Origin of the sequence: Nocardiopsis suaedae (assembly GCF_027706745.1) — a bacterium.
Lineage (GTDB): Bacteria > Actinomycetota > Actinomycetes > Streptosporangiales > Streptosporangiaceae > Nocardiopsis_A > Nocardiopsis_A suaedae.
In genome coordinates this window covers 60,044-79,357 of sequence record NZ_JAQFWP010000020.1, presented here as the reverse complement: position 1 = coordinate 79,357, position 19,314 = coordinate 60,044, and the positions used below count along the sequence as shown (strand labels likewise).

Below are 19,314 nucleotides of genomic sequence, written 5' to 3'. Positions count from 1 at the left end.
CATGCACTGGATCACCCTGCGCATGCGGGTGCGCACCCCGGTCTTCAACGGCGATGACGGCGCCGGGCTGCGCCCGGCGTCCCTGCGCGGCCCCATGGCCTTCTGGTTCCGCGCACTGGCGGGCACGGTGGCCGGACCCGACGTGGACACCCTGCGCCGCATGGAAGAGGCCGTGTTCGGCGCGATGGGCGCCCCCTCACCCATCGCGGTGCGCCTGCCCCGGCCCGTGCCCGTCGAATGGGAGGAGAGGCCCGAATGGCTCAAATACGGCGATAGAGATTCCGGACTGGGCTATCTCCTCGGCCAGGGCATGGGCTCCATCGTCGCCAAGCATTATCGCCTCACACGCCCCTACGCGACACCGGAACGGGCGGGCCTGTTCGCCCTGCGCATCGGTCTGTCCGGGAATCCTGCCGTCGACGCGCTCGCCCTGGCCGGCCTGTGGCTGCTGTGCGCCTACGGCGGGGTCGGTGCCCGCGTGCGCCGCGGTTTCGGCGGCCTGTCCATCGAAGGGGTCAGCGACGGCGCCGAGCACTTGGAGGAAACCCCCTGGACCGCGGAGACCTTGCGCAGCCCCGGCCTGGACCACTACAGCGGCCTCACGAGGCTGTGGACCGACACCCCTGAACTGCGCGAATGCGCAGCCTTTCTGCCCGAGCTGGTCGATCTCCAGAAACCGGAGGTGTTCGCGCGCCCCTGGGAGGAGGACGAGGTGCCGACGTACCCTGTGCTGAGCCGGGCGCGCACCTGCGCCGGACTCAGTGCCGCCTCCGATCGCACGTGGGAGGGCCTGCTCTCGCACACCGGCAACTGCTTCTCCCGCTTCCGTTCCGCAGCCGCCGCAACGCCGGCCACCGTGCACACCAGCCCACAAGAGGAGCAGGCGGTCGGCGATGACGCTTCCGGGGCCGCACCGCCGACTCACCCGCTGTTCCCCTTGGGCGCGCTCGGGCTGCCCGTGGTCTACGCCAACGGCAGCCGGGTCGGTGAGCGTCGCGCATCCCCGCTGTGGCTGCGCCCCGTGGCCGAGTCGGGCGGCCAGTGGCGCCTGTTCTCCTTCGCCTTCCACGACTGCTTCCTGCCCGGCGACCCCCCGGTCGTTTCGACCCATAAGCGTCGGGGACCGGTCGTGGTCCGTGATCACGACGTGGTGGAGCTGAGTCGGCGATGGGTGGAGACGATGAGGAAGGAGGCCGATCCGCAGTGGCAGTAGTCCGCACGCCCGGGACGAGGGCGGGCCAGGGGCCGGTGGGCCTGCTGTCTTCAGGGGAGGGCGGCACCGGGCTGCAGCGCGGGCGTGTACAGGGGCACCCGCCGGGGCGCTGGAACGGGGGTTCGCGTGCAGCGCGTTTTCGCTGGTCCAGACACCGCGCTGGCAGTTTGTGGTGTGCGTCACGCGGGTTCGAGGGGGTGGTCGGGAGGTCGCGTGCAATCGGACCTCGTCAGTGCAGGTCAGGTGCCGTAAAATCTGGCAAGGGGTCCGAAGGACGTCAAAGCCCGAAGGGCATAAGAACTGCTTCCTCGTCCATGATGTTCCTTTCACCCAGGGTCCGAAGGACGTCAAAGCCCGAAGGGCATAAGAACAGATTCCACCGAGGACCGGCAGAAGGATGAGACCCAGGGTTCGAAGGACGTCAAAGCCCGAAGGGCATAAGAACTGATCATGAGAAGGATCAGTGCCAGGAGGTACTGGTCCGAAGGACGTCAAAGCCCGAAGGGCATAAGAATACCAGGAAGCCACTATTCAGGTAGGCATTCACGGCCTCGGTTCGAAGGACGTCAAAGCCCGAAGGGCGGTAACCCTAAAAGGAAGAAGAACTTCAATCTTGGAGTTCCAATGGGAACCCTGCTCCACCGAGTTGCTTCCGAGGAGTCACTATCCGCTGCCTGGCATGAGGTACGCGAAAACGACCTCGATGACGGTGTGAAGAGCGCGGCCGTCCAGGAATTCGAGAAGGGGGCCCTGCGGCGCCTCCTGGAAATCAGCGAGCAGTTACGCGAGGGAACCTACGCCCCCGAGCCCGTGACCGCCTTCGAAGTCCCCAAACCCTCCGGCGACGCGCGGCTGCTGGGCATCGGGACGGTCGGCGACCGTGTCGTGGAGCGTGCCGTGCTCGCGGTCATCGAACCCTGCATCGACCCGGTCCTGCTCCCGTGGAGCTTCGCCTACCGCAAGGGGCTGGGTGTCCCCGACGCGGTACAGGCACTGACCGAGGCCCGTGAGAGCGGCAGTACGTGGGTGCTGCGCGCCGACTTCGCCGACTGCTTCGAGACCATCCCCCGATGGCCGGTCATCACCCGCCTGCGCGAACTGGTGCCCGATGCCGAGCTGTGCCTGCTGGTCCAGCACCTCATTCAGCGCAAGGCCCGCGGGCCCGGCGCCCACCGGCTGCGCCCGGGCAGCGGACGGGGGCTGCACCAGGGCAGCGCCTTGTCCCCGTTGCTGAGCAACCTCTATCTGGACTCCTTCGATCGCACCCTGCTCCAGCACGGCCGCCAGGTCCTGCGCTACGGCGACGACTTCGCCATTCCCTCCGAGTCCCGCCACGATGCCGAGCAGGCGCTGGCCCAGGCCACCGAGGCCGCCCGCGAGTGGGGCCTGGAACTCAACACGGCCAAGTCGCAGATCGTCTCCTTCGACGAAGGCGTGCGCTTCCTGGGCCGCACCGTGGGCGGCCACAGCAAGGCCCGTCCCGGTGAGCGGGCCAGCCCCCTGGAGGCCACCATGTACATCACTCGGCCCGGGGCGCTGGTGCGCAGCCGGGGCGACCGGGTCCGGGTGGAACACAACGACACCACCCTCATGTCGGTCAACCTCAAGCGGGTGCGCCAGGTGGTGGGCATCGGGCGGGTCGGATTCAGCACCCCGTTCCTGCACCGGGCCCTGCGCCAAGGCGTCGAACTCGTCCTCCTGGACGATCTCGGCCGCTTCCAGGGGCGCCTGTCGGCGGCCCTGGGCGGAGACGTCCATGTGCGCGCCGCCCAGTACGAGACCGCGCTGGACGGCGCCCGCGCATTGGAGCTGGCGCGCGTGTTCGTGGCCGGGAAGATCGCCAACCTGCGCACCGGGCTGCTGCGCGCATCACGCCAACGCGGCGCCCGGCCCCTCGATATCGCACCTGCGGCCGAACACCTCGCGCACGCCCGGTCCACTGCGCTGGAGGCGCCGGGGATGAACGAACTCCTGGGGGCCGAGGGGGCGGCCGCACGCGAGTACTTCGGCCTCCTGGGGCGGTTGCTGCCCGCCGAATGGGGGTTCACCCACCGGCGGCGGCGCCCGCCGCCCGACCCAATCAACGCGATGCTGTCCCTGGGGTACACACTGCTGCTCAACGACGCGGTGGTGGCCTGCCATATCGCCGGCCTGGACCCCGAGGGCGGGTTCCTGCACACCCTGCGCCGCGGCCGCGCCAGTCTCGCCCTGGACCTGATCGAGGAGTTCCGCCCGCTGATCGTCGATGCCGTCGTCGCCCGCCTGCTGCTGGGCGCCAGGCTGACGCCTGCCGACTTCGACACCCCGCAGGCCGAGCGCGGCTGCCGTATGAAACCCGATGCGTTGAAGACCTTCCTGGCCGCCTACGAGACCCGCATGCTCACCCTGGCGCGCCATCCCGGACTGGGGCGGCGGGTGTCGTACCGGACGGCGCTGGTGGCTCAGGCCCGGCTGCTGGCCGCCGTCATCGCCGGCGAAGAGCAGGCCTACCGTCCGCTGGCGTGGCGGTGAGGCGCAGATGGGGACGCACCCGCACCGGCGCCGCTTCTACCTGGTCTGCTACGACATCGCTGATGACGACCGCCGCGAAGAGGTCTCCGACCTGCTGTCGGGCTATGGCCCGCGCGTGCAGTACAGCGTGTTCGAGGCCGCGGTGACCGGGCCGGAGGCCTACGAAGAACTCACCCGGGGCCTGCGCGGGCTGATCGAGCAGGACGAGGACCAGGTCCGCATCTACCCGCTGCGGGTTCCCGACCTGGACAAGGTCACCGTTCTGGGCAACAGGCGGCTGGAGGAGCGCGATGACTTCTGGATCTTGTGAGCGGCTGTGTACAGCCATGCATGAGGATCGGTCGAAGAGCATGATCGCGTGCACGGCGTCATCGCAGCTCAAGGGAGCCGTTTCGCCGCAATGTGGCGTGCGCCACCTTGGCTGTCGGTGCCGGTCGGGCGGTGCCGTGCAATCGGACATCGTCGACGCAGGTCAGATGCCGTAGAATCCGACAAGAGGTCCGAAGGACGTCAAAGCCCGAAGGGCATAAGAACGGTCCGAGGTGCAGGTGTAATCCGTAGTACCGCTGTCAAGGGTCCGAAGGACGTCAAAGCCCGAAGGGCATAAGAACGATCTTGGGTGCGATCACATCGCCAAGGTTGGCGGGGTCCGAAGGACGTCAAAGCCCGAAGGGTGGAGGTTGTTTGCGTGGGAACGCGGATTGAGGGGACGGGCTGCCCAGGGTGTCGTCAGGCGGTCGACAGGCCGTGTAGTGCATGCATTGGACGTTGAAACCTGTCGCCCTGGCCGTACCGCTTCCCGGTGATAGGTCGGCGTGCTCGAGGAGGGCGGAAGAGTGGCGCGCCGGGGGAAGAGGTCATGCCGTGAAGCTAGGAGAGGGCCGCCTCGAGACACCAGAAGTGTGCTCGTGTTTACTCAGTCAGCTTTGTCAGCGGCTCGAGTGATGAATTCACGGGCCGCGCGGCCGTACACCGCCGCCTGCCGCAGCCGTTCGAAGGCGCGCGTGTACAGGGCTATCTCCCGCGGCTGGGTGATGGTCAGCTCCGCGCTGTAGAGGGCGTCTGAAAAGGGGCAGGGCGTGGATCTGGCCATGCGCCGCACCAGGATCAGGCCCATCGCGAGGTAGAGGACGTTCTCCGAAATCACTGGCCGGTACTCGTAGTCCTTGCTGGTGCGCTGGAACTTGCCCAGCCAGGCGAAGGTCCTCTCCACCACCCACCTGCGCGGTACCACCGCGAAGCGGGGCAGCGGCGGCGGAGGGACCCGGGACGCGGCCGAGGCGACGGCGGCGATGGTTCCGCTGAAGCGGGCCCGCACCGGCGCGACCGGGTAGGGGCCCGGTTGCGGGCGGCCCTGTGCCGGGTGTGGGCGCCCGGTGCGGGGCCGCCCTGTGTTGTCACGGGGCGGGTGTAGGCCCCGGGCTGGTGGCCGATTCCGGGGCCCTTGTTGTGACTGGTGCCCGTGCGGTGGGGGAGCGGACGCTGTGGGGTGGATCCGTGCCCGGGGCGCCGGGGGTTCCGGGCGGGGCGTGGGGCGGCCCCGGGGCGTACTGGTGTGCCCGGTGGTGGGAGGGCCTCTTCAGAGCTGGGTCCGCTCCGGGGAGCGAACGACGAGCCCGAGATGGGGTGGACCCCAGGCCCGTATAGGCCGTGTGTAGCCGTCTGACCTGGGGTTATGCTGGCGCACCCGGCAGGATTCGAACCTGCGACCGTCGGATTAGAAGTCCGGTGCTCTATCCACTGAGCTACGGGTGCCCGATTCAATTGTGTCGCGGTGCGACAGGCGACGACGCCGGGGCTGCCTGCAGGGTCGCAGGGCGCTGGGGCGGGGCGTGGCCCGTGGTCCTGCGATCGGGGGCGGGGCCCGTATCGCGGCCTGCCGTCGACCTCGGGGCGACATCCTACGGTATTCGGTCGATGTCACCCATGGTCGGGCAAAAATATAACAACTACGGACATTCGTAGTTGCGTCTCGTTACCACGCGGGCTCCGCCAAATCGACTGCTATCGGCTTCTCACCACACGTTACCCGTGATTAACCCCGCGTGTGGTGCACCCTCGGCGCGTTTCGCGAAGTCGGTGGCGGGGTGGCGGGTGTCGCGGCCCTGCGCGGCGAGCCGGAACCGCCCGGCCGCGGTGACCGGGCGGCCGGCCGCTGCGGCCTCAGAAGACCCAGAACACACCGGCCGAGGCCAGCCAGTTCAGGGCCGCTAGGACGCCCATCCTCCCTCCTCTCCCGTCCGCGCTTCCATCCGGCGGGGGAGTCGGCGGAGGGGGAGACGGGGATGCTCGTGCCGGGGCAGGGGGAAACCCGGCTTGCCGAGGATTTGGCCGATCCCGGACACATCTGAGGCCCTGTGGGGCGAGTGGGGCCGAGGCGTGGTCGGAGGCCGTCGACGAGGGGAGACCCCTGGGGCGCGGCGAACCGGTCGGCCTCGCTTCGGGCCCCATGACCGGCGGCGCTACGGTTGTGCCCGTGACTTCGCCTCGATCCCGCACCGAAGGTCCGCCCACCTGCGCCGCTGATGCCGCTGAGCCCTCGGCTCCCGTGGCGCGCGCCGGTTCGGCATGGCCGACATCGGCCGGGCTCATCGCCGGAACCGTGCTCGACCGCTTGGTCCCCGACCCACGGCGCGGCCACCCCGTCGCCCTCTTCGGTTCCGCCGCCGCCCGCCTTGAGCAGGTCCTCTACCGGCCGTCCCGCGCGCGCGGCGCTCTCTTCGCCGCCCTGTCGGTCGGGGCGGCCACCGGGCTCGGTGCCGCCCTTGAGCGTGCGACGGGGCCGACAGGACGCGCCGCGGCCACTGCGGGGGCCACCTGGGCGGCTCTGGGCGGGGCCATGCTCGCCCGCGAGGCCGAGTCCATCGCGGACGCCCTGGAGTCCGGCGACCTCGACGAGGCCCGCCGCCGCCTGCCCGGCCTGTGCGGCCGCGACCCCTCCGTCCTGGACGAGAAGGGCATCGCCCGCGCCACGGTCGAGTCCGTCGCCGAGAACACCTCCGACGCCGTCGTCGGCCCCCTCGTGTGGGGCGCCCTGCTCGGCCTGCCCGGCCTGCTCGGCTACCGCGCCGCCAACACTCTTGATGCGATGGTGGGCCACCGCTCCGAGCGCTATGAGCGCTTCGGCGCCGCGTCCGCTCGCCTGGACGACCTGGCGAACTGGGCCCCCTCCCGGCTGACCGCGCTGCTGGCGTGCGCCGCCGCCCCCGTCGTCGGCGGAAGCCCGCGCCGCGCGCTGCGCATCACCGCCCGCGACGGCGACCGCCACCCCAGCCCCAACTCCGGCCGGTGCGAGGCGGCCTTCGCGGGCGCCCTCGACCTGCGTCTGGGCGGCACCAACCGGTATGGCGACCGCGTGGAGCACCGCCCCGAACTGGGGGAGGGCCGCCACCCGGAGCCCGCCGACATCCGCCGCGCCGTCGCCCTCGCGCGCGGCGTGGACACCGGGGCGGCCGCCGTCGCCGCCGCGGTCGCCGCCATCCCCGGGGGGCGGCGGTGACCGGGAGCGCCGGGCAGGCCCCGGCACTGCTGGTCGCGGGCACCACCTCCGACGCGGGCAAGAGCGTCGTCGCCGCGGGCCTGTGCCGTTGGCTGGCCCGCCAAGGGGTGAAGGTCGCCCCCTTCAAGGCGCAGAACATGTCGCTCAACTCGGTGGTGACGCCCGACGGCGCCGAGATCGGCCGCGCCCAGGCCATGCAGGCCGCCGCCGCGGGCATCGAACCGTCCGCCGCCATGAACCCCGTGCTGCTCAAGCCCGGCGGCGACCGCACCAGCCAGGTCGTCGTGCGCGGCCGCCCGGTGGGTGAGGCCGACGCGGTGGGCTACCGGGACTACCGGGACCGCCTGAGGGAGGTCGCCGCCGCGTCCCTGGCCGAGCTGCGCACCGCCTACGACGCCGTGATCTGCGAGGGCGCGGGCAGCCCGGCAGAGATCAACCTGCGTGCCGGCGACATCGCCAACATGGGCCTGGCCCGCGCCGCCGACCTGCCGGTGCTGGTCGTCGGGGACATCGACCGGGGCGGCGTGTTCGCCTCCATGTACGGCACTCTGGCGCTGCTCGAACCCGAGGACCAGGCGCTGGTCGCGGGCTTCGTCGTGACCAAGTTCCGGGGCGCGCCCGAGCTGCTGGAGCCCGGCCGGGAGATGGTCCGCGGGCTCACCGGCCGCCCGGTGCACGGGGTGCTGCCCTGGCTCGACGGGCTCTGGCTGGACGTGGAGGACTCCCTGGCGCTGAGCGTGGACCGCGGCCCCGCGCAGGCCCCGGTGGGCGGCCGCTCCCTGCGGGTCGCGGTGGTCCGCGTCCCTCGGATCAGCAACTTCACCGACATCGACGCGCTGACCGTGGAGCCCGGGGTCGACGTCCGCTTCGTCACCGGGGCCCACGAGCTGGACGACGCCGACCTCGTCGTGCTGCCCGGCAGCCGCGCCACCGTCTCGGACCTGGCGTGGCTCCGCGAGCGCGGACTGGACCGGGCGGTGGTCGAGCGCGCCCGGCGCGGCCTGCCGGTGCTGGGCATCTGCGGCGGGTACCAGATGCTGGCGCGGCGCATCGACGACGAGGTGGAGTCCGGCGCGGGGAGCGTCGACGGGTTGGGGCTGCTGCCGGTCGGAGTGCGGTTCGCGAAGGAGAAGACCCTGGGCCGCCCGCGCGGCACCGCCTACGGGGAGGAGGTGGTGGGCTACGAGATCCACCACGGCGTGGCGGAGGTCGACTGGGAGGGTGCCCAGGCGCCGCGGCCGTTCCTCGACGGCTGCCGCTCGGGGGCGGTGTGGGGCACCACGTGGCACGGAGCCCTGGAGAACGACGCCTTCCGGCGGGCCTTGCTGGCCGACGTGGCGCGGACGGCCGGCCGGGACTTCCACCCTGCCCCCGACACCGACTTCGCCGAGGCGCGCGCTTCGCGGTTGGACGCCCTCGGCGACCTGGTCGAGGACCACATGGACACCGACGCCGTCTGGCGCCTCTTGGAGAAGGGGGCGCCGGAGGGCCTGCCGGTCATCCCTCCGGCCGGGCCGCCGCTGTAACGGCCTTCCGGCGCCGGGTCACGCCCGACCCGGCGCCGTCGGCGGCGGCGTGCCGCCGCTCAGGCTTCGATCCAGAAGGACGTGATGCGCTTGATCTTCGCGGTCTTGCCGTGGCCGCTGAAGGCGTAGACGTCGCAGCAGCGCATCCCGCCTCCGCCAGGGAATCCCATGCGGCTGCCGACCGCCCCTTCGCTGCCGTGGGTGAGGATGCTGTCCAGCCGGAGCGTCTCCGCCTGCCGTTCGGCGGCCGCTGTGACCGCGGCGGCGAAACCGGATTTGCCGTGGACGGTGCGCCGCCCGACGATCTCCCATTCGACGTCGTCGGCGACGGCCGACAGCAGCTTTTCCGTATCGCGCTCCGCCAGCGCGACCGTGACGTCGCGCAGCACCTGCTTCTTGGGGGCGTTGCCGCAGTCGGGTGCGGCCGTGACCTGGACCATGGCGGAACATTAGCCGCCGACTCCGACGTTCCCGCACGGCCTCGGCGGGGGCGTGTCCGGCTCGGGCGGGGCCTGTGGACAACGGGTGGCGGAATGTCGCCGCCCCGCCCTACCGTGGTTCCCGACCGGTGGCGGACCGGGGACACGGGCCTGGATGGACACGTGCAGCGCGCGAACGGCCCTCGAGGGAATGCGGCCGCCACGCCCTCCGGACACGCGTCCGGAGGTTCCCTCGGCCCGTGACCACGGAGGTCCCCATGAGCGCCGAACCCACCACCGCGACGGAACGGAACCGGGAGCCCGGCCCGGAGCCCGGCCACGGCCCGGACACGTCACCGGATCAGGCCGCCCCGCAGGCTCCGGCGGGCGGCCCCGCCTCGCCGGGCACCGACGGGGGCGACACGTCCCTCCGTTGCGCGGAGGACGCCGCATCCGACGGCCCCGCTCCTGCCCCCGGCCCAGACGCCCCCGCGCCGGAGCACCGGGTCGTCCTCGACCTCGACCCCATGACCCACGCCGAGCTCCGCCGCGCCGCGCACGGGCGGACCGTGGGCTCCTACCTGTACGTCATCGCCGGGCGCTACGCCCGCTGGAGCGAGATGCGCGACTGGCTCGGCCGCCTGGAGGCCTGCTACGGCCCCCTCCCCGCCGAGGCCCTGGAGCGCGTCCACCGCCGGATGCTCGGCCTGTCCCAGGTGCGCGGCGCCGGGAACACCCTCAGTGTGGCCTTCTCCGATGAGGAGTTCGCCGCCCTGGAGGAGGCCGCCGACGGGCGCCCCCTGGCGCCCTTCGTCCGTGAGACCGTCATCGACCGGCTCACCCGCGCCGACGCCCCGGGCCCACGCTCCTGAGCGGTCCCTGGGCGCACCACCTGAGGTGCGGTCGTGCCGCTCCCGCCCCGCCGGGGCGGCACGACCGGCCTCCGCCGCCCCGTGGTGCCTTACATCGCCGACAGCGACCGGACGTAGTTCACCTGCTGGGTGACCTGGTGCATGGTCTCCGGCCCACGCGCCGGGATCACCGTCGCGTACTGCGCCCTGCCGCTGGTCACCGACACCTGGATGTTGCCGGTCGTCACCTTCTCCTTCATCGTCAGGAAGAACAGGCCCAGCAGGCCCAGCCCGCAGAACCAGATGAACAGCACGATGGAGCCGATGGTCAGCACGAGCCCGGTCGTGGAGAGCTTCTCCTCCACGTGGCTCATGTCGGTCACCGTCCACATCGCCCCCTGGACGGGGAACCGGCCCGATGGGGTGATCACCTCGCTCCGCGTGATGGAGATGTCCCCGATGGAGGTGAGGATCGGCTCGGCCGACGCTTGCTGCGGGAGGGCGTCCCACCCGCCCGTGCCGGCGGGGACGATCTCGCCGTGGGACTGGGGGAACCCCTCTCCGGGATAGGGCTGGTGCGCGCCGTAGCCCTGGTCGGCCGGACTGCCGTACGGGTCGTCCGGGCCCATGGGGGGTTGGGGGTATTGGGTCATGCGCCGATTGTCGCAAACCCCCGGCCGGGCCGGGGCGTACAACCCTGGCCGGGCCCGGTCCCGACGCTTCTGCGAAGATGGGGCTGCGCCGCTGAGGAACACGGACCCCCGCCCGGGCGGGGTGCGAAGCCGTGGCTGTCCCGCAACTGTGAGGGAGGAGCCCGCCCCGACGCAGGCCACTGCCGGTCCCACCGGCGGGAAGGCACGGGGACGGGCGTCGACGCCCGAGCCAGGAGACTCCGCGGCGCCTGGAGACCGCTCGGTACCGGGGCGCGGACCCCGGCTCGACACGAAGGGCCACGCGTGGCAACGATCCTGCTGCTGTCCACCGCGGACACCGAACTCCTCGCCGCGCGCGCCGCGGAGGCGGGCTACCGGACCGCCAACCCGGCGCGCACCCCCGCCTCCGAGGTCCCCGCACTGCTCGACGGCGCCGACGTCTCGGTGGTGCGGCTGCTCGGCGGCAGCGAGGCCTGGAAGGAAGGGCTGGAGGCGCTGCGCGCGAGCGGCGTCCCGCTGGTCGCCCTCGGCGGGGAGGCCGCCCCCGACGCCGAGATGATCGCCCTGTCCACGGTCGCCTCCGGCGTGGCCACCGAGGCCCACGCCTACCTGGCCGAGGGCGGCGTGGGCAACCTCCGCGAGCTCGCCCGGTTCCTGTCCGACACCGTGCTGCTCACCGGAGACGGGTTCGCCCCGCCGGAGAAGATGCCCGAGTACGGGGTGCACCGGCTGCCCTGGCGGGACGAGGACGACCCGGCCCCCGAGCCGGGCCGCCCCACCGTCGCCGTGGTCTTCTACCGGGCCCACGAGCTGGCGGGCAACACCGGGTTCGTGGACACCCTGTGCCGGGCGGTCGAGGACGCCGGGGGCCACCCCCTGCCCGTCTTCTCCGGGTCCCTGCGCGGCCTGGACGCCGACACCGCCCCCGGCCTGTTCACCCTGCTGGGCCGCGCCGACGCGGTGGTCACCACGGTGCTCGCCGCCGGGGGAGCGGTCGCCGCCGACGCCAGCGGCGGCGGCGACGAGGACGCCTGGGACGCCGGAGCGCTCGCCGCCCTCGACGTTCCGGTGCTGCAGGGCCTGGTGCTGACCTCCACCCGCGAGCAGTGGCAGGCCTCCGACGCCGCGCTCACCCCCATGGACGCGGGCATGCAGGTCGCCATCCCCGAGTTCGACGGCCGCCTGATCACCGTCCCGTTCTCCTTCAAGGAGGTCGGCGAGGGCGGCATCGCCGTCTACCGCGCCGACCCCGAGCGCTCCGCCCGCATCGCCGGGATCGCCGTGGCCCACGCCCGCCTGCGCTCGGTGCCGCACCCCGACCGCCGCCTGGCCGTGGTGCTCTCCTCCTACCCCACCAAGCACTCGCGGGTCGGCAACGCGGTCGGCCTGGACACCCCCGCCTCGGCGGTGCGCCTGTTCCGGCTGCTCGCCGAGCGCGGGTACGACCTGGGCGCCGACGACGCGCTGTGGCGGGTCCCCGCCCCGGAGGAGGGGCGCCGCGAGGACGACGGCGACCCGCTCATCCACGCCCTCATCGCCGCGGGCGGGCACGACGTGGAGTGGCTGAGCGAGGAGCAGCTCGCCGCCGCCGAGGTGCGCGTGCCCCTGGACGACTACCGCCGCTGGTTCGAGGCCCAGCCGGAGGCACTGCGCGAGTCGGTCCGCGGCCACTGGGGCGACCCGCCCGGTGAGCTGTACGTCGACGACTCCCGCGGCCGCCCCGAGATCGTGCTGGCCTCGCTGCGCTTCGGCAACGTCGTGCTGATGATCCAGCCGCCGCGGGGCTTCGGCGAGAACCCGATCGCCATCTACCACGACCCCGACCTGCCGCCGTCGCACCACTACCTGGCCGCCTACCGGTGGATGGAGGCCGCCCCGTCGGACGGCGGCTTCGGCGCCCACGCCGTGGTGCACCTGGGCAAGCACGGCACCCTGGAGTGGCTGCCCGGCAAGGGCCTGGGCATGGCGGCCGAGGACGCCCCCGACGCGGTGCTGGGCAACCTGCCGCTGGTCTACCCGTTCATCGTCAACGACCCGGGCGAGGGCACCCAGGCCAAGCGGCGCGGCCACGCCACCGTGGTCGACCACCTGGTGCCGCCGATGGCGCGCGCCGACACCTACGGCGACATCGCCAAGCTGGAGCAGCTCCTCGACGAGTACGCCATGGTCAGCGAGCTCGACCCGGACAAGGCGCCGACGCTGCGCGCGCAGATCTGGACCCTGATCAAGAGCGCCGAGCTGCACCACGACCTCCACCAGGAGGAGATGCCGGGCGAGGACGACTTCGACGACTTCGTCATGCACGTCGACGGCTACCTGTGCGAGATCAAGGACGTGCAGATCCGCGACGGCCTGCACATCCTGGGCGCCGCCCCGCAGGGGGAGGCGCGGGTCAACCTGGTGCTCGCGGTGCTGCGCGCCACCCAGGTGTGGGGCGGCCGCGTGGGGGCGCTGCCGGGGCTGCGCGCGGCGCTGTCCCGCCGCTTCGGGCTCGACGAGAAGGAGATGCTGGCGGAGCCGGGCGCCCGGGTGGAGGTCCCCGGTGAGCTGACGGCCCTGGCCGAGGGGCCCGCCCGCACCGCCTCCGACGCCGTGGACCTGATCGAGGCGCTGGCCCGGCGCATGGTCGAGCGCATGGAGGAGGACGGCTGGGCGCCGGAGGGGGCGGCTGCGGCCGTCGCCGGGGTGCTCGGAGGGGCGCCGACCGACGGCCGGGCGGAGGACGGTGCCGCCTCCGGGGCGGTCGCCGACATGGTGCGGGTGCTGGAGTTCGCCGCCGAGGAGGTGGTGCCGCGCCTGGACGCCACCGGCGCCGAGATCGACGCGGTGCTGCACGCCTTGGACGGCGGGCACATCCCCGCCGGACCGTCCGGGTCGCCCACCCGCGGGCTGGTCAACGTGCTGCCGACCGGCCGCAACTTCTACTCGGTCGACCCCAAGGCGATCCCGTCGCGCAACTCCTGGGACGTGGGCCAGGCGCTGGCCGACTCGCTGGTGGCGCGGCACCTGGCCGACACCGGCGCCTACCCCCGCTCGGTGGGGATCACCGTGTGGGGCACCGCCGCCATGCGCACCCAGGGCGACGACATCGCCGAGGTGCTCGCGCTGCTGGGATGCCGCCCGGTGTGGGACGACGCCTCCCGCCGCGTCACCGGGTTCGAGGTGGTGCCGCTGGAGGAGCTGGGCCGCCCCCGCGTCGACGTGACCCTGCGTGTGTCCGGGTTCTTCCGGGACGCGTTCCCGCACGTGATCGGGCTGATCGACGACGCGATCGCGGCGGTGGCGGAGCTCGACGAGCCCGCCGAGTCCAATTTCTGCCGCGCCCACGCGGCCGCCGACCACGCCGAGCACGGCGACTGGCGCCGCGCCACCACCCGCATTTTCGGCTCCAAGCCGGGTGCTTACGGTGCGGGCCTGCTCCCGCTGATCGACTCCCGGAACTGGCGCGACGACGCCGACCTGGCCGAGGTGTACGCGGTGTGGGGCGGCTACGCCTACGGCCGCGGGCTGGACGGCGCCGAGGCCCGCACCGACATGGAGGCCGCGTTCCGCCGCATCTCGGTGGCGGCCAAGAACCAGGACACCCGCGAGCACGACATCGTCGACTCCGACGACTACTTCCAGTACCACGGCGGCATGGTGGCGATGGTGCGCCGCCTGACCGGCGAGTCCCCGGCCGCCTACATCGGCGACTCGGCCGTGCCCGAGCAGGTCAAGACCCGGACCCTGGGGGAGGAGACCCGCCGGGTGTTCCGCGCGCGCGTGGTGAACCCGCGCTGGATCGCCGCGATGCGCCGCCACGGGTACAAGGGAGCGTTCGAGCTGGCGGCCACGGTGGACTACCTGTTCGGCTACGACGCCACGGCCGGTGTGGTGGACGACTGGATGTACCGGACGCTGGCCGAGACGTACGTGTTCGACCCGGAGAACAGCGAGTTCCTGGAGGAGTCGAACCCGTGGGCGCTGCGGGGCATCTCCGAGCGCCTGCTGGAGGCGGCCGACCGGGGCCTGTGGGCCGAGCCCGACAAGGAGGTCTTGGACCGCCTGCGGGAGACGTACCTCCGCCTGGAGGGGGACCTGGAAGGCGACGACGAGGACTGACCGGCGCCGCCGTTTGTTGCTGAGCCATAGGGGCGGAGGTTTCGCGTCCGAGGTCGGTCCGAGGTCGAGGGCGGGACCGGGGCGTCGGCGATCACGGAGCGTGGAGCCGACAGGTGACGACGAAGGTCGGCGGCCCTACCTGCTGCTCTGTCGGCCGCCGGGCCTGTGCGTGGTCACCGTGATGGGCGGCGACGGCGTGAGTGGGGCGGTTCCCCGGGCCTGCCTGCCGTCCGGCGGGTTCCTCGCGGTGCGGGTGGGCGGCGGCTTGGCCGGTACCCCGCTGACGGGCCCTGGCCGGGCGGCGGGTTCCTCGCGTCCCGGGAAGGCGGCGCCGTGGGGTGGGCGGGTGCTCGCCCGCGCCTGTGGGGGGTGAGCGGGCGCCGCATTCCGGGCATCCCGGACGCGGGGCGGGCTGTCGGGCATCGAGTGTGCCGAAGAGTGCACTCTGGGCGCGTGGGAGTGGTCGAAAGCGCACACTCGTTGCCCCGGGGGTGCGTTGAACGCACGATGGGGAACCCCGGGGCCGGGCATTCCGGGCATACCGGGTGCGGCGGGGAGGGCCCCGGGCCGTCCGTGGCGTCCGGAAAGCGGGTTCCGGCCGCGCCGCCCGCCCGGACCGCGAGGGGCCCACCACTCGGCAAGCAGGCTATGGGAACCGCCCGGTTCTGGCCGTCGCTGCCGATTCCGGTGACCACGCACACGCCGCGCGGCCGACAGCGCCACAGGCCGGGCCGCTGACCTTCGTCGTCGCCGCCATCCACCTCACACCCCGGAGGTACGGCGGACGGCCGATGCCCGTCAGTGGGGCACCGGCCGAGCCGCCCGACAACCCGCACCGCGAGGGGTCCGGCGCCCGGCAGGCAGGCCATGGGAACCGCCCCGCTCTGGCCGTTGCTGCACATCGCGGTGACCACGCACATGCCCGCCACTCGACAGCGCCACGGGCCGGGCCGCTGACCTTCGTCGTCGCCGCCCTCGACCTCGCGCTCCGGTGGCCCGGCGGACGGCCGGGGTCCGGAGCGGGGTACCTGCTGGTCCCGTCGTTGCCGCCGTTCGCCCTGCACTCCGCCGACCCGCCGCCCGGCCGGGGTCGGGAGCGGGGTGCGAGCCGAGCCGCCGGCCACCTGGACCGCGAGGGGCCCGGCGCCCGGCGGGCGGGCCTGAAGGAGCCGACCGCCCCTCTTCCTTCCCCCGCCGCCGGGGACGGCGGTGATCCCCTGTGGAACGCGTGTCCGGATGTGGCCACCCCTCTTGCGTGTGGTCTACCCCACACTTCCTCATCTCGGAGCTGCGCTGTTACCGCTGGTAGCGCTCTCGATGGAGCGTGCCCGGCGGCCCGGGGTCCACCGGGCGCCGCCGCGCCGCCCTCCGGGGTGCGGTCCCGAAAGAACATGAAACTCTTTCGCGAAAGCCGCTGCCGTGCGTAATCTGCCGCCGACCCGACGCGTACCACGACCCCGCCGACACCCGCTCCTACCCCCCCTGTCGCCCCCTGCCGATCGAGGTACGACACATGCCCCAGCACCCCCGACGCAGCCTTCCGGCCGCCGGGCTGGCCGTCGCCTGTGCGCTCGCCCTGGTCCCCGGACCCCTCGGCGGCGCCGCGCCGGCGGCCGCCGCGGACGACGGCCCCGACCCCGCCGAGATCGCCGCCGCCATCGAGGACCACTGCGGTGAGGACGGCTGCAGCGACGTCCTGCCCCCGGGCCAGAACGGCGACGCCACCCTCGTCGAGATCCTCGGCAACCAGGCCTTCGGCACCCGGCCCGCGCACTCCTCCGACCAGCTCGACCGGTACGACAACCTGCTGCACGACTACCAGGGCCTGGACGACTCCGGACTCGGCGACTACTTCATGGACGCCTCCTTCGGCGTCGACCCCGACGACGTCGAGCGCGAGTACAGCCCCCGCGGCGACGTCACCATCCAACGCGATCAGGGCTTCGGCGTCCCGCACATCTACGGCGACACCCGCGAGGGCACCATGTTCGGCGCGGGGTACGCGGCCGCGGAGGACCGGCTGTTCCTCATGGACGTGCTGCGCAACCTGGGCCGCGGCGAGCTCACCCCCTTCGCCGGGGGCGCCGAGGGCAACCGCGCCTTCGAGCAGATGCTCTGGCGTACCGCCCCCTACACCGAAGAGGACAAGCAGGCCCAGATCGACCGGGTCGCCGCCTCCGGCGAGCGCGGCGCCCAGGCCCTGGCCGACGTGGAGTCCTACGTCGAGGGCATCAACGCCTACATCGACCGCTCCCAGGAACGCCGCGACTACCCCGGCGAGTACGTGCTCACCGGCCACAAGGACGCCATCACCCAGGAAGGCGAGATCGAGCACTTCCGCCCCACCGACGTCGTCGGCATCGCCGCGATGGTCGGTGCGCTGTTCGGCGGCGGGGGCGGCGGCGAGGTCCAGTCCGCCCTGATCCGCCTCTCCTTCCAGAACCAGTACGGGGAGGAGGAGGGCGACCGGCGCTGGCAGGCCTGGCGCATGGAGAACGACCCCGAGGCCGTGACCACCGTCGACGGCGACTTCCCCTACACCGGCACGCCCGACGACCCCGTCGGCCGCGCCATGCCCGACCCGGGGTCGGTCGAGCCCTACGACATCGTGCACGACGAGACCGGGTCCGCCGCGTCCGGGGAGGGCGCCCCGGAGAGCGGCGCGGAGGCCGCCTCGGCCGAAAGCGCCGGGGAGGGCGGCGGCACCGTCGAGGAACTGCCCGCCAAGGACGCCGCCGAGCTGGAGGACAAGGCCGGGAAGGGCGACCTCGACGACGCCGAGGGCCTCTTCAACGACGGCGTGCTGCCCGAGGACCTGGCCGAGCCGCGCGGCATGTCCAACGCGCTGATGGTCTCCGGCGAGCACACCGCCAGCGGCAGCCCGATCGCCGTCATGGGGCCGCAGACCGGCTACTTCTCGCCGCAGCTCCTGATGGTCCAGGAACTGCAGGGTCCCGGGATCAGCGCCCGGGGCGCCTCCTTCGCCGGGACCAGCTTCTACGTGCAGATGGGCCGCGGCGCCGACTACGCCTGGAGCGCCACCTCCGCCGGGCAGGACATCACCGACACCTTCGCGGTGGAGCTGTGCGAGACCGACGGCTCCGATCCCGACACCGGTTCGCGGGCCTACGTCGCCGGGGACGGTTCCTGCACCCCCTTCGAGGAGCTGACCGTCGAGAACGCCTGGGAGCCCACGGTCGCCGACCAGACGCCCGCCGGGTCCTACCGCCTGACGTCGCTGCGCTCGGAGTTCGGCCTGGTGGAGTCGTTCGGCACGGTCGGCGGCGACCCGGTCGCCTTCACCGTCCGCCGGTCCACCTACATGCGGGAGGTCGACTCCATCATCGGCTTCCAGCGGTTCAACGACCCCGGGGACATCGGCTCGGCCGAGGACTTCCAGGACGCCGCCGCCGACATCGGCTACGCCTTCAACTGGCACTACGCCGACTCCGGCGAGGTCGCCTTCCAGAACTCCGGCGCCAACCCGGTGCGCACCGAGGGCACCGACCCCAACCTGCCCATCGCCGCCGACTCGGCCGCCGGGTGGAAGGGCTGGGACCCGGCGGACAACGGCGCCGAGTACCACCCGCGGCAGGACCAGCCCAACTCGGTCGGCCAGGACTACTACGTCAACTGGAACAACAAGGTCGCGCGGGGCTACACCTCCGGCTGGGGCACGGGCTCGGTGCACCGCGGCGACCTGCTCGACGGGCGGGTGGCCTCCCTCATCGACGAGGGGCACTCCTTCACCCGGGCCTCGCTGGTCCAGGTGATGATGGAGGCCGGCCACACCGACCTGCGGGGCGAGCAGGTGCTCCCGGAGATGCTGCGGGTGCTGGAGCGCGCCGACACCTCCGACCCGCAGGTCGCCGACGCGGTCGAGGCGCTGCGGGCCTGGCAGGAGGCGGGCGCCCCGCGCCGCGAGCCCTCCCGCGACGCCGGGGCCTACGCGCACGCCGACGCGGTCCGGATCATGGACGCCTGGTGGCCGCGCCTGGTGGAGGCCGAGTTCGAGCCGGGCCTGGGGGAGGAGCTGTACTCCGGGATCACCGGGGCCGTGCAGGTCGACGAGACGCCCAACGGCGACGGCGAGCACAAGGGGTCGGCCTTCCAGTACGGCTGGTGGTCGTACGTGGACAAGGACCTGCGCACCGTGCTCGGCGAGGACGTGGAGGGCGGCCTCGGCGGGGCCTACTGCGGCGGCGGTGACGCCGACGCGTGCGCCCAGGTGCTCGTTGACACCCTGGCCGAGGCGGCGGGCCGGCCCGCCGACGAGGTCTACCCGGGCGGCGGGGGCTGCGACGCCGGCGACCAGGTGTGCGCCGACGCGATCGTGCAGCAGCCCCTGGGCGGCATCAACATGTGGCCCATCGCCTGGCAGAACCGTCCGACCTACCAGATGGTCATGGAGTTCGGGAGCGGGCGGGGCTGACCCTCCCGGCGGCCGCGGGGCGGGCGCATGCGTCCCCGCCTCCGCGGCCGCGCCGTCCTCCGTCCCCCGTCCGTCCGGGCGGGCCGGGGCGGCCCCGGCCCGCCCGGAC

At 72.9% G+C, this 19,314-nt stretch carries 10 protein-coding genes, 1 tRNA gene, 1 pseudogene and 1 riboswitch; of the genes and pseudogenes, 8 read left to right on the top strand and 4 right to left on the bottom strand.

Annotation, left to right across the window (positions count from 1 at the left end; genetic code table 11):
• Position 1: 1 nt before the first annotated feature.
• From cmr1 to cas2, 3 genes are all read left to right on the top strand, one after another.
• Complete coding sequence (gene cmr1, locus O4U47_RS12865) at positions 2-1,213, top strand: type III-B CRISPR module RAMP protein Cmr1 (RefSeq protein WP_270678059.1); 1,212 nt, start codon at positions 2-4, stop codon at positions 1,211-1,213.
• Between the two features lie 711 nt (positions 1,214-1,924).
• Entirely contained in the window at positions 1,925-3,724 is a 1,800-nt protein-coding gene (cas1, locus tag O4U47_RS12860) for a CRISPR-associated endonuclease Cas1 (RefSeq protein WP_270678058.1), read from the top strand.
• 7 nt (positions 3,725-3,731) lie between these two features.
• Positions 3,732-4,034: a CRISPR-associated endonuclease Cas2 gene (cas2, locus tag O4U47_RS12855; RefSeq protein ID WP_270678057.1), complete on the top strand. Its 303-nt coding sequence runs from the start codon at positions 3,732-3,734 to the stop codon at positions 4,032-4,034.
• A gap of 777 nt (positions 4,035-4,811) precedes the next feature.
• Here the strand turns inward: cas2 and O4U47_RS31205 are convergent.
• A pseudogene (locus O4U47_RS31205) lies at positions 4,812-4,964 on the bottom strand (transposase); the annotation flags it as partial.
• 439 nt (positions 4,965-5,403) lie between these two features.
• Positions 5,404-5,479, bottom strand: a tRNA-Arg gene (locus tag O4U47_RS12845).
• 721 nt (positions 5,480-6,200) lie between these two features.
• On the opposite strand from O4U47_RS12845, the gene O4U47_RS12840 reads away from it, so the two are divergent.
• Both O4U47_RS12840 and O4U47_RS12835 read left to right on the top strand, forming a co-directional pair.
• Positions 6,201-7,223: a cobalamin biosynthesis protein gene (locus tag O4U47_RS12840; RefSeq protein ID WP_408638964.1), complete on the top strand. Its 1,023-nt coding sequence runs from the start codon at positions 6,201-6,203 to the stop codon at positions 7,221-7,223.
• The gene (locus O4U47_RS12835) at positions 7,220-8,749 is read left to right on the top strand and encodes a cobyric acid synthase (protein WP_270678055.1); all 1,530 of its coding nucleotides are present in this window, start codon (positions 7,220-7,222) and stop codon (positions 8,747-8,749) included. Before O4U47_RS12840 ends, O4U47_RS12835 begins: the two co-directional genes overlap by 4 nt.
• 59 nt (positions 8,750-8,808) lie before the next feature.
• Here the strand turns inward: O4U47_RS12835 and O4U47_RS12830 are convergent, their stop codons facing one another.
• Positions 8,809-9,189: a nuclear transport factor 2 family protein gene (locus tag O4U47_RS12830; protein ID WP_270678054.1), complete on the bottom strand. Its 381-nt coding sequence runs from the start codon at positions 9,187-9,189 to the stop codon at positions 8,809-8,811.
• A gap of 257 nt (positions 9,190-9,446) precedes the next feature.
• Here O4U47_RS12830 and O4U47_RS12825 point away from each other — a divergent pair, with 257 nt between their 5' ends.
• Entirely contained in the window at positions 9,447-10,040 is a 594-nt protein-coding gene (locus O4U47_RS12825) for a hypothetical protein (protein ID WP_270678053.1), read from the top strand.
• 89 nt (positions 10,041-10,129) lie between these two features.
• Here O4U47_RS12825 and O4U47_RS12820 read toward each other — a convergent pair whose 3' ends face one another.
• Positions 10,130-10,672 carry a hypothetical protein gene (locus O4U47_RS12820; protein ID WP_270678052.1) on the bottom strand — a complete coding sequence of 181 codons (543 nt, stop codon included), beginning with the start codon at positions 10,670-10,672 and terminating at the stop codon, positions 10,130-10,132.
• A 117-nt stretch (positions 10,673-10,789) separates the two neighbouring features.
• Positions 10,790-10,909: riboswitch (cobalamin riboswitch) on the top strand.
• 66 nt (positions 10,910-10,975) lie between these two features.
• Between O4U47_RS12820 and cobN the strand changes: the two genes are divergently transcribed.
• Positions 10,976-14,773, top strand: a complete 3,798-nt coding sequence (cobN, locus tag O4U47_RS12815; RefSeq protein ID WP_270678051.1) for a cobaltochelatase subunit CobN — start codon at positions 10,976-10,978, stop codon at positions 14,771-14,773.
• A gap of 1,513 nt (positions 14,774-16,286) precedes the next feature.
• The gene (locus O4U47_RS12810; protein ID WP_270678050.1) at positions 16,287-19,205 is read left to right on the top strand and encodes a penicillin acylase family protein; all 2,919 of its coding nucleotides are present in this window, start codon (positions 16,287-16,289) and stop codon (positions 19,203-19,205) included.
• The last annotated feature ends 109 nt before the right edge of the window (positions 19,206-19,314 follow it).

What these genes read in the sequence shown, in the direction of transcription:
- cmr1 (WP_270678059.1), top strand. Translation starts at nt 2, where the DNA reads ATGCACTGGATCACCCTGCGCATGCGGGTGCGCACCCCGGTCTTCAAC.
- cas2 (WP_270678057.1), top strand. Translation starts at nt 3,732, where the DNA reads ATGGGGACGCACCCGCACCGGCGCCGCTTCTACCTGGTCTGCTACGAC.
- O4U47_RS12830 (WP_270678054.1), bottom strand. Translation starts at nt 9,189, where the DNA reads ATGGTCCAGGTCACGGCCGCACCCGACTGCGGCAACGCCCCCAAGAAG.
- O4U47_RS12825 (WP_270678053.1), top strand. Translation starts at nt 9,447, where the DNA reads ATGAGCGCCGAACCCACCACCGCGACGGAACGGAACCGGGAGCCCGGC.
- O4U47_RS12820 (WP_270678052.1), bottom strand. Translation starts at nt 10,672, where the DNA reads ATGACCCAATACCCCCAACCCCCCATGGGCCCGGACGACCCGTACGGC.
- O4U47_RS12810 (WP_270678050.1), top strand. Translation starts at nt 16,287, where the DNA reads ATGCCCCAGCACCCCCGACGCAGCCTTCCGGCCGCCGGGCTGGCCGTC.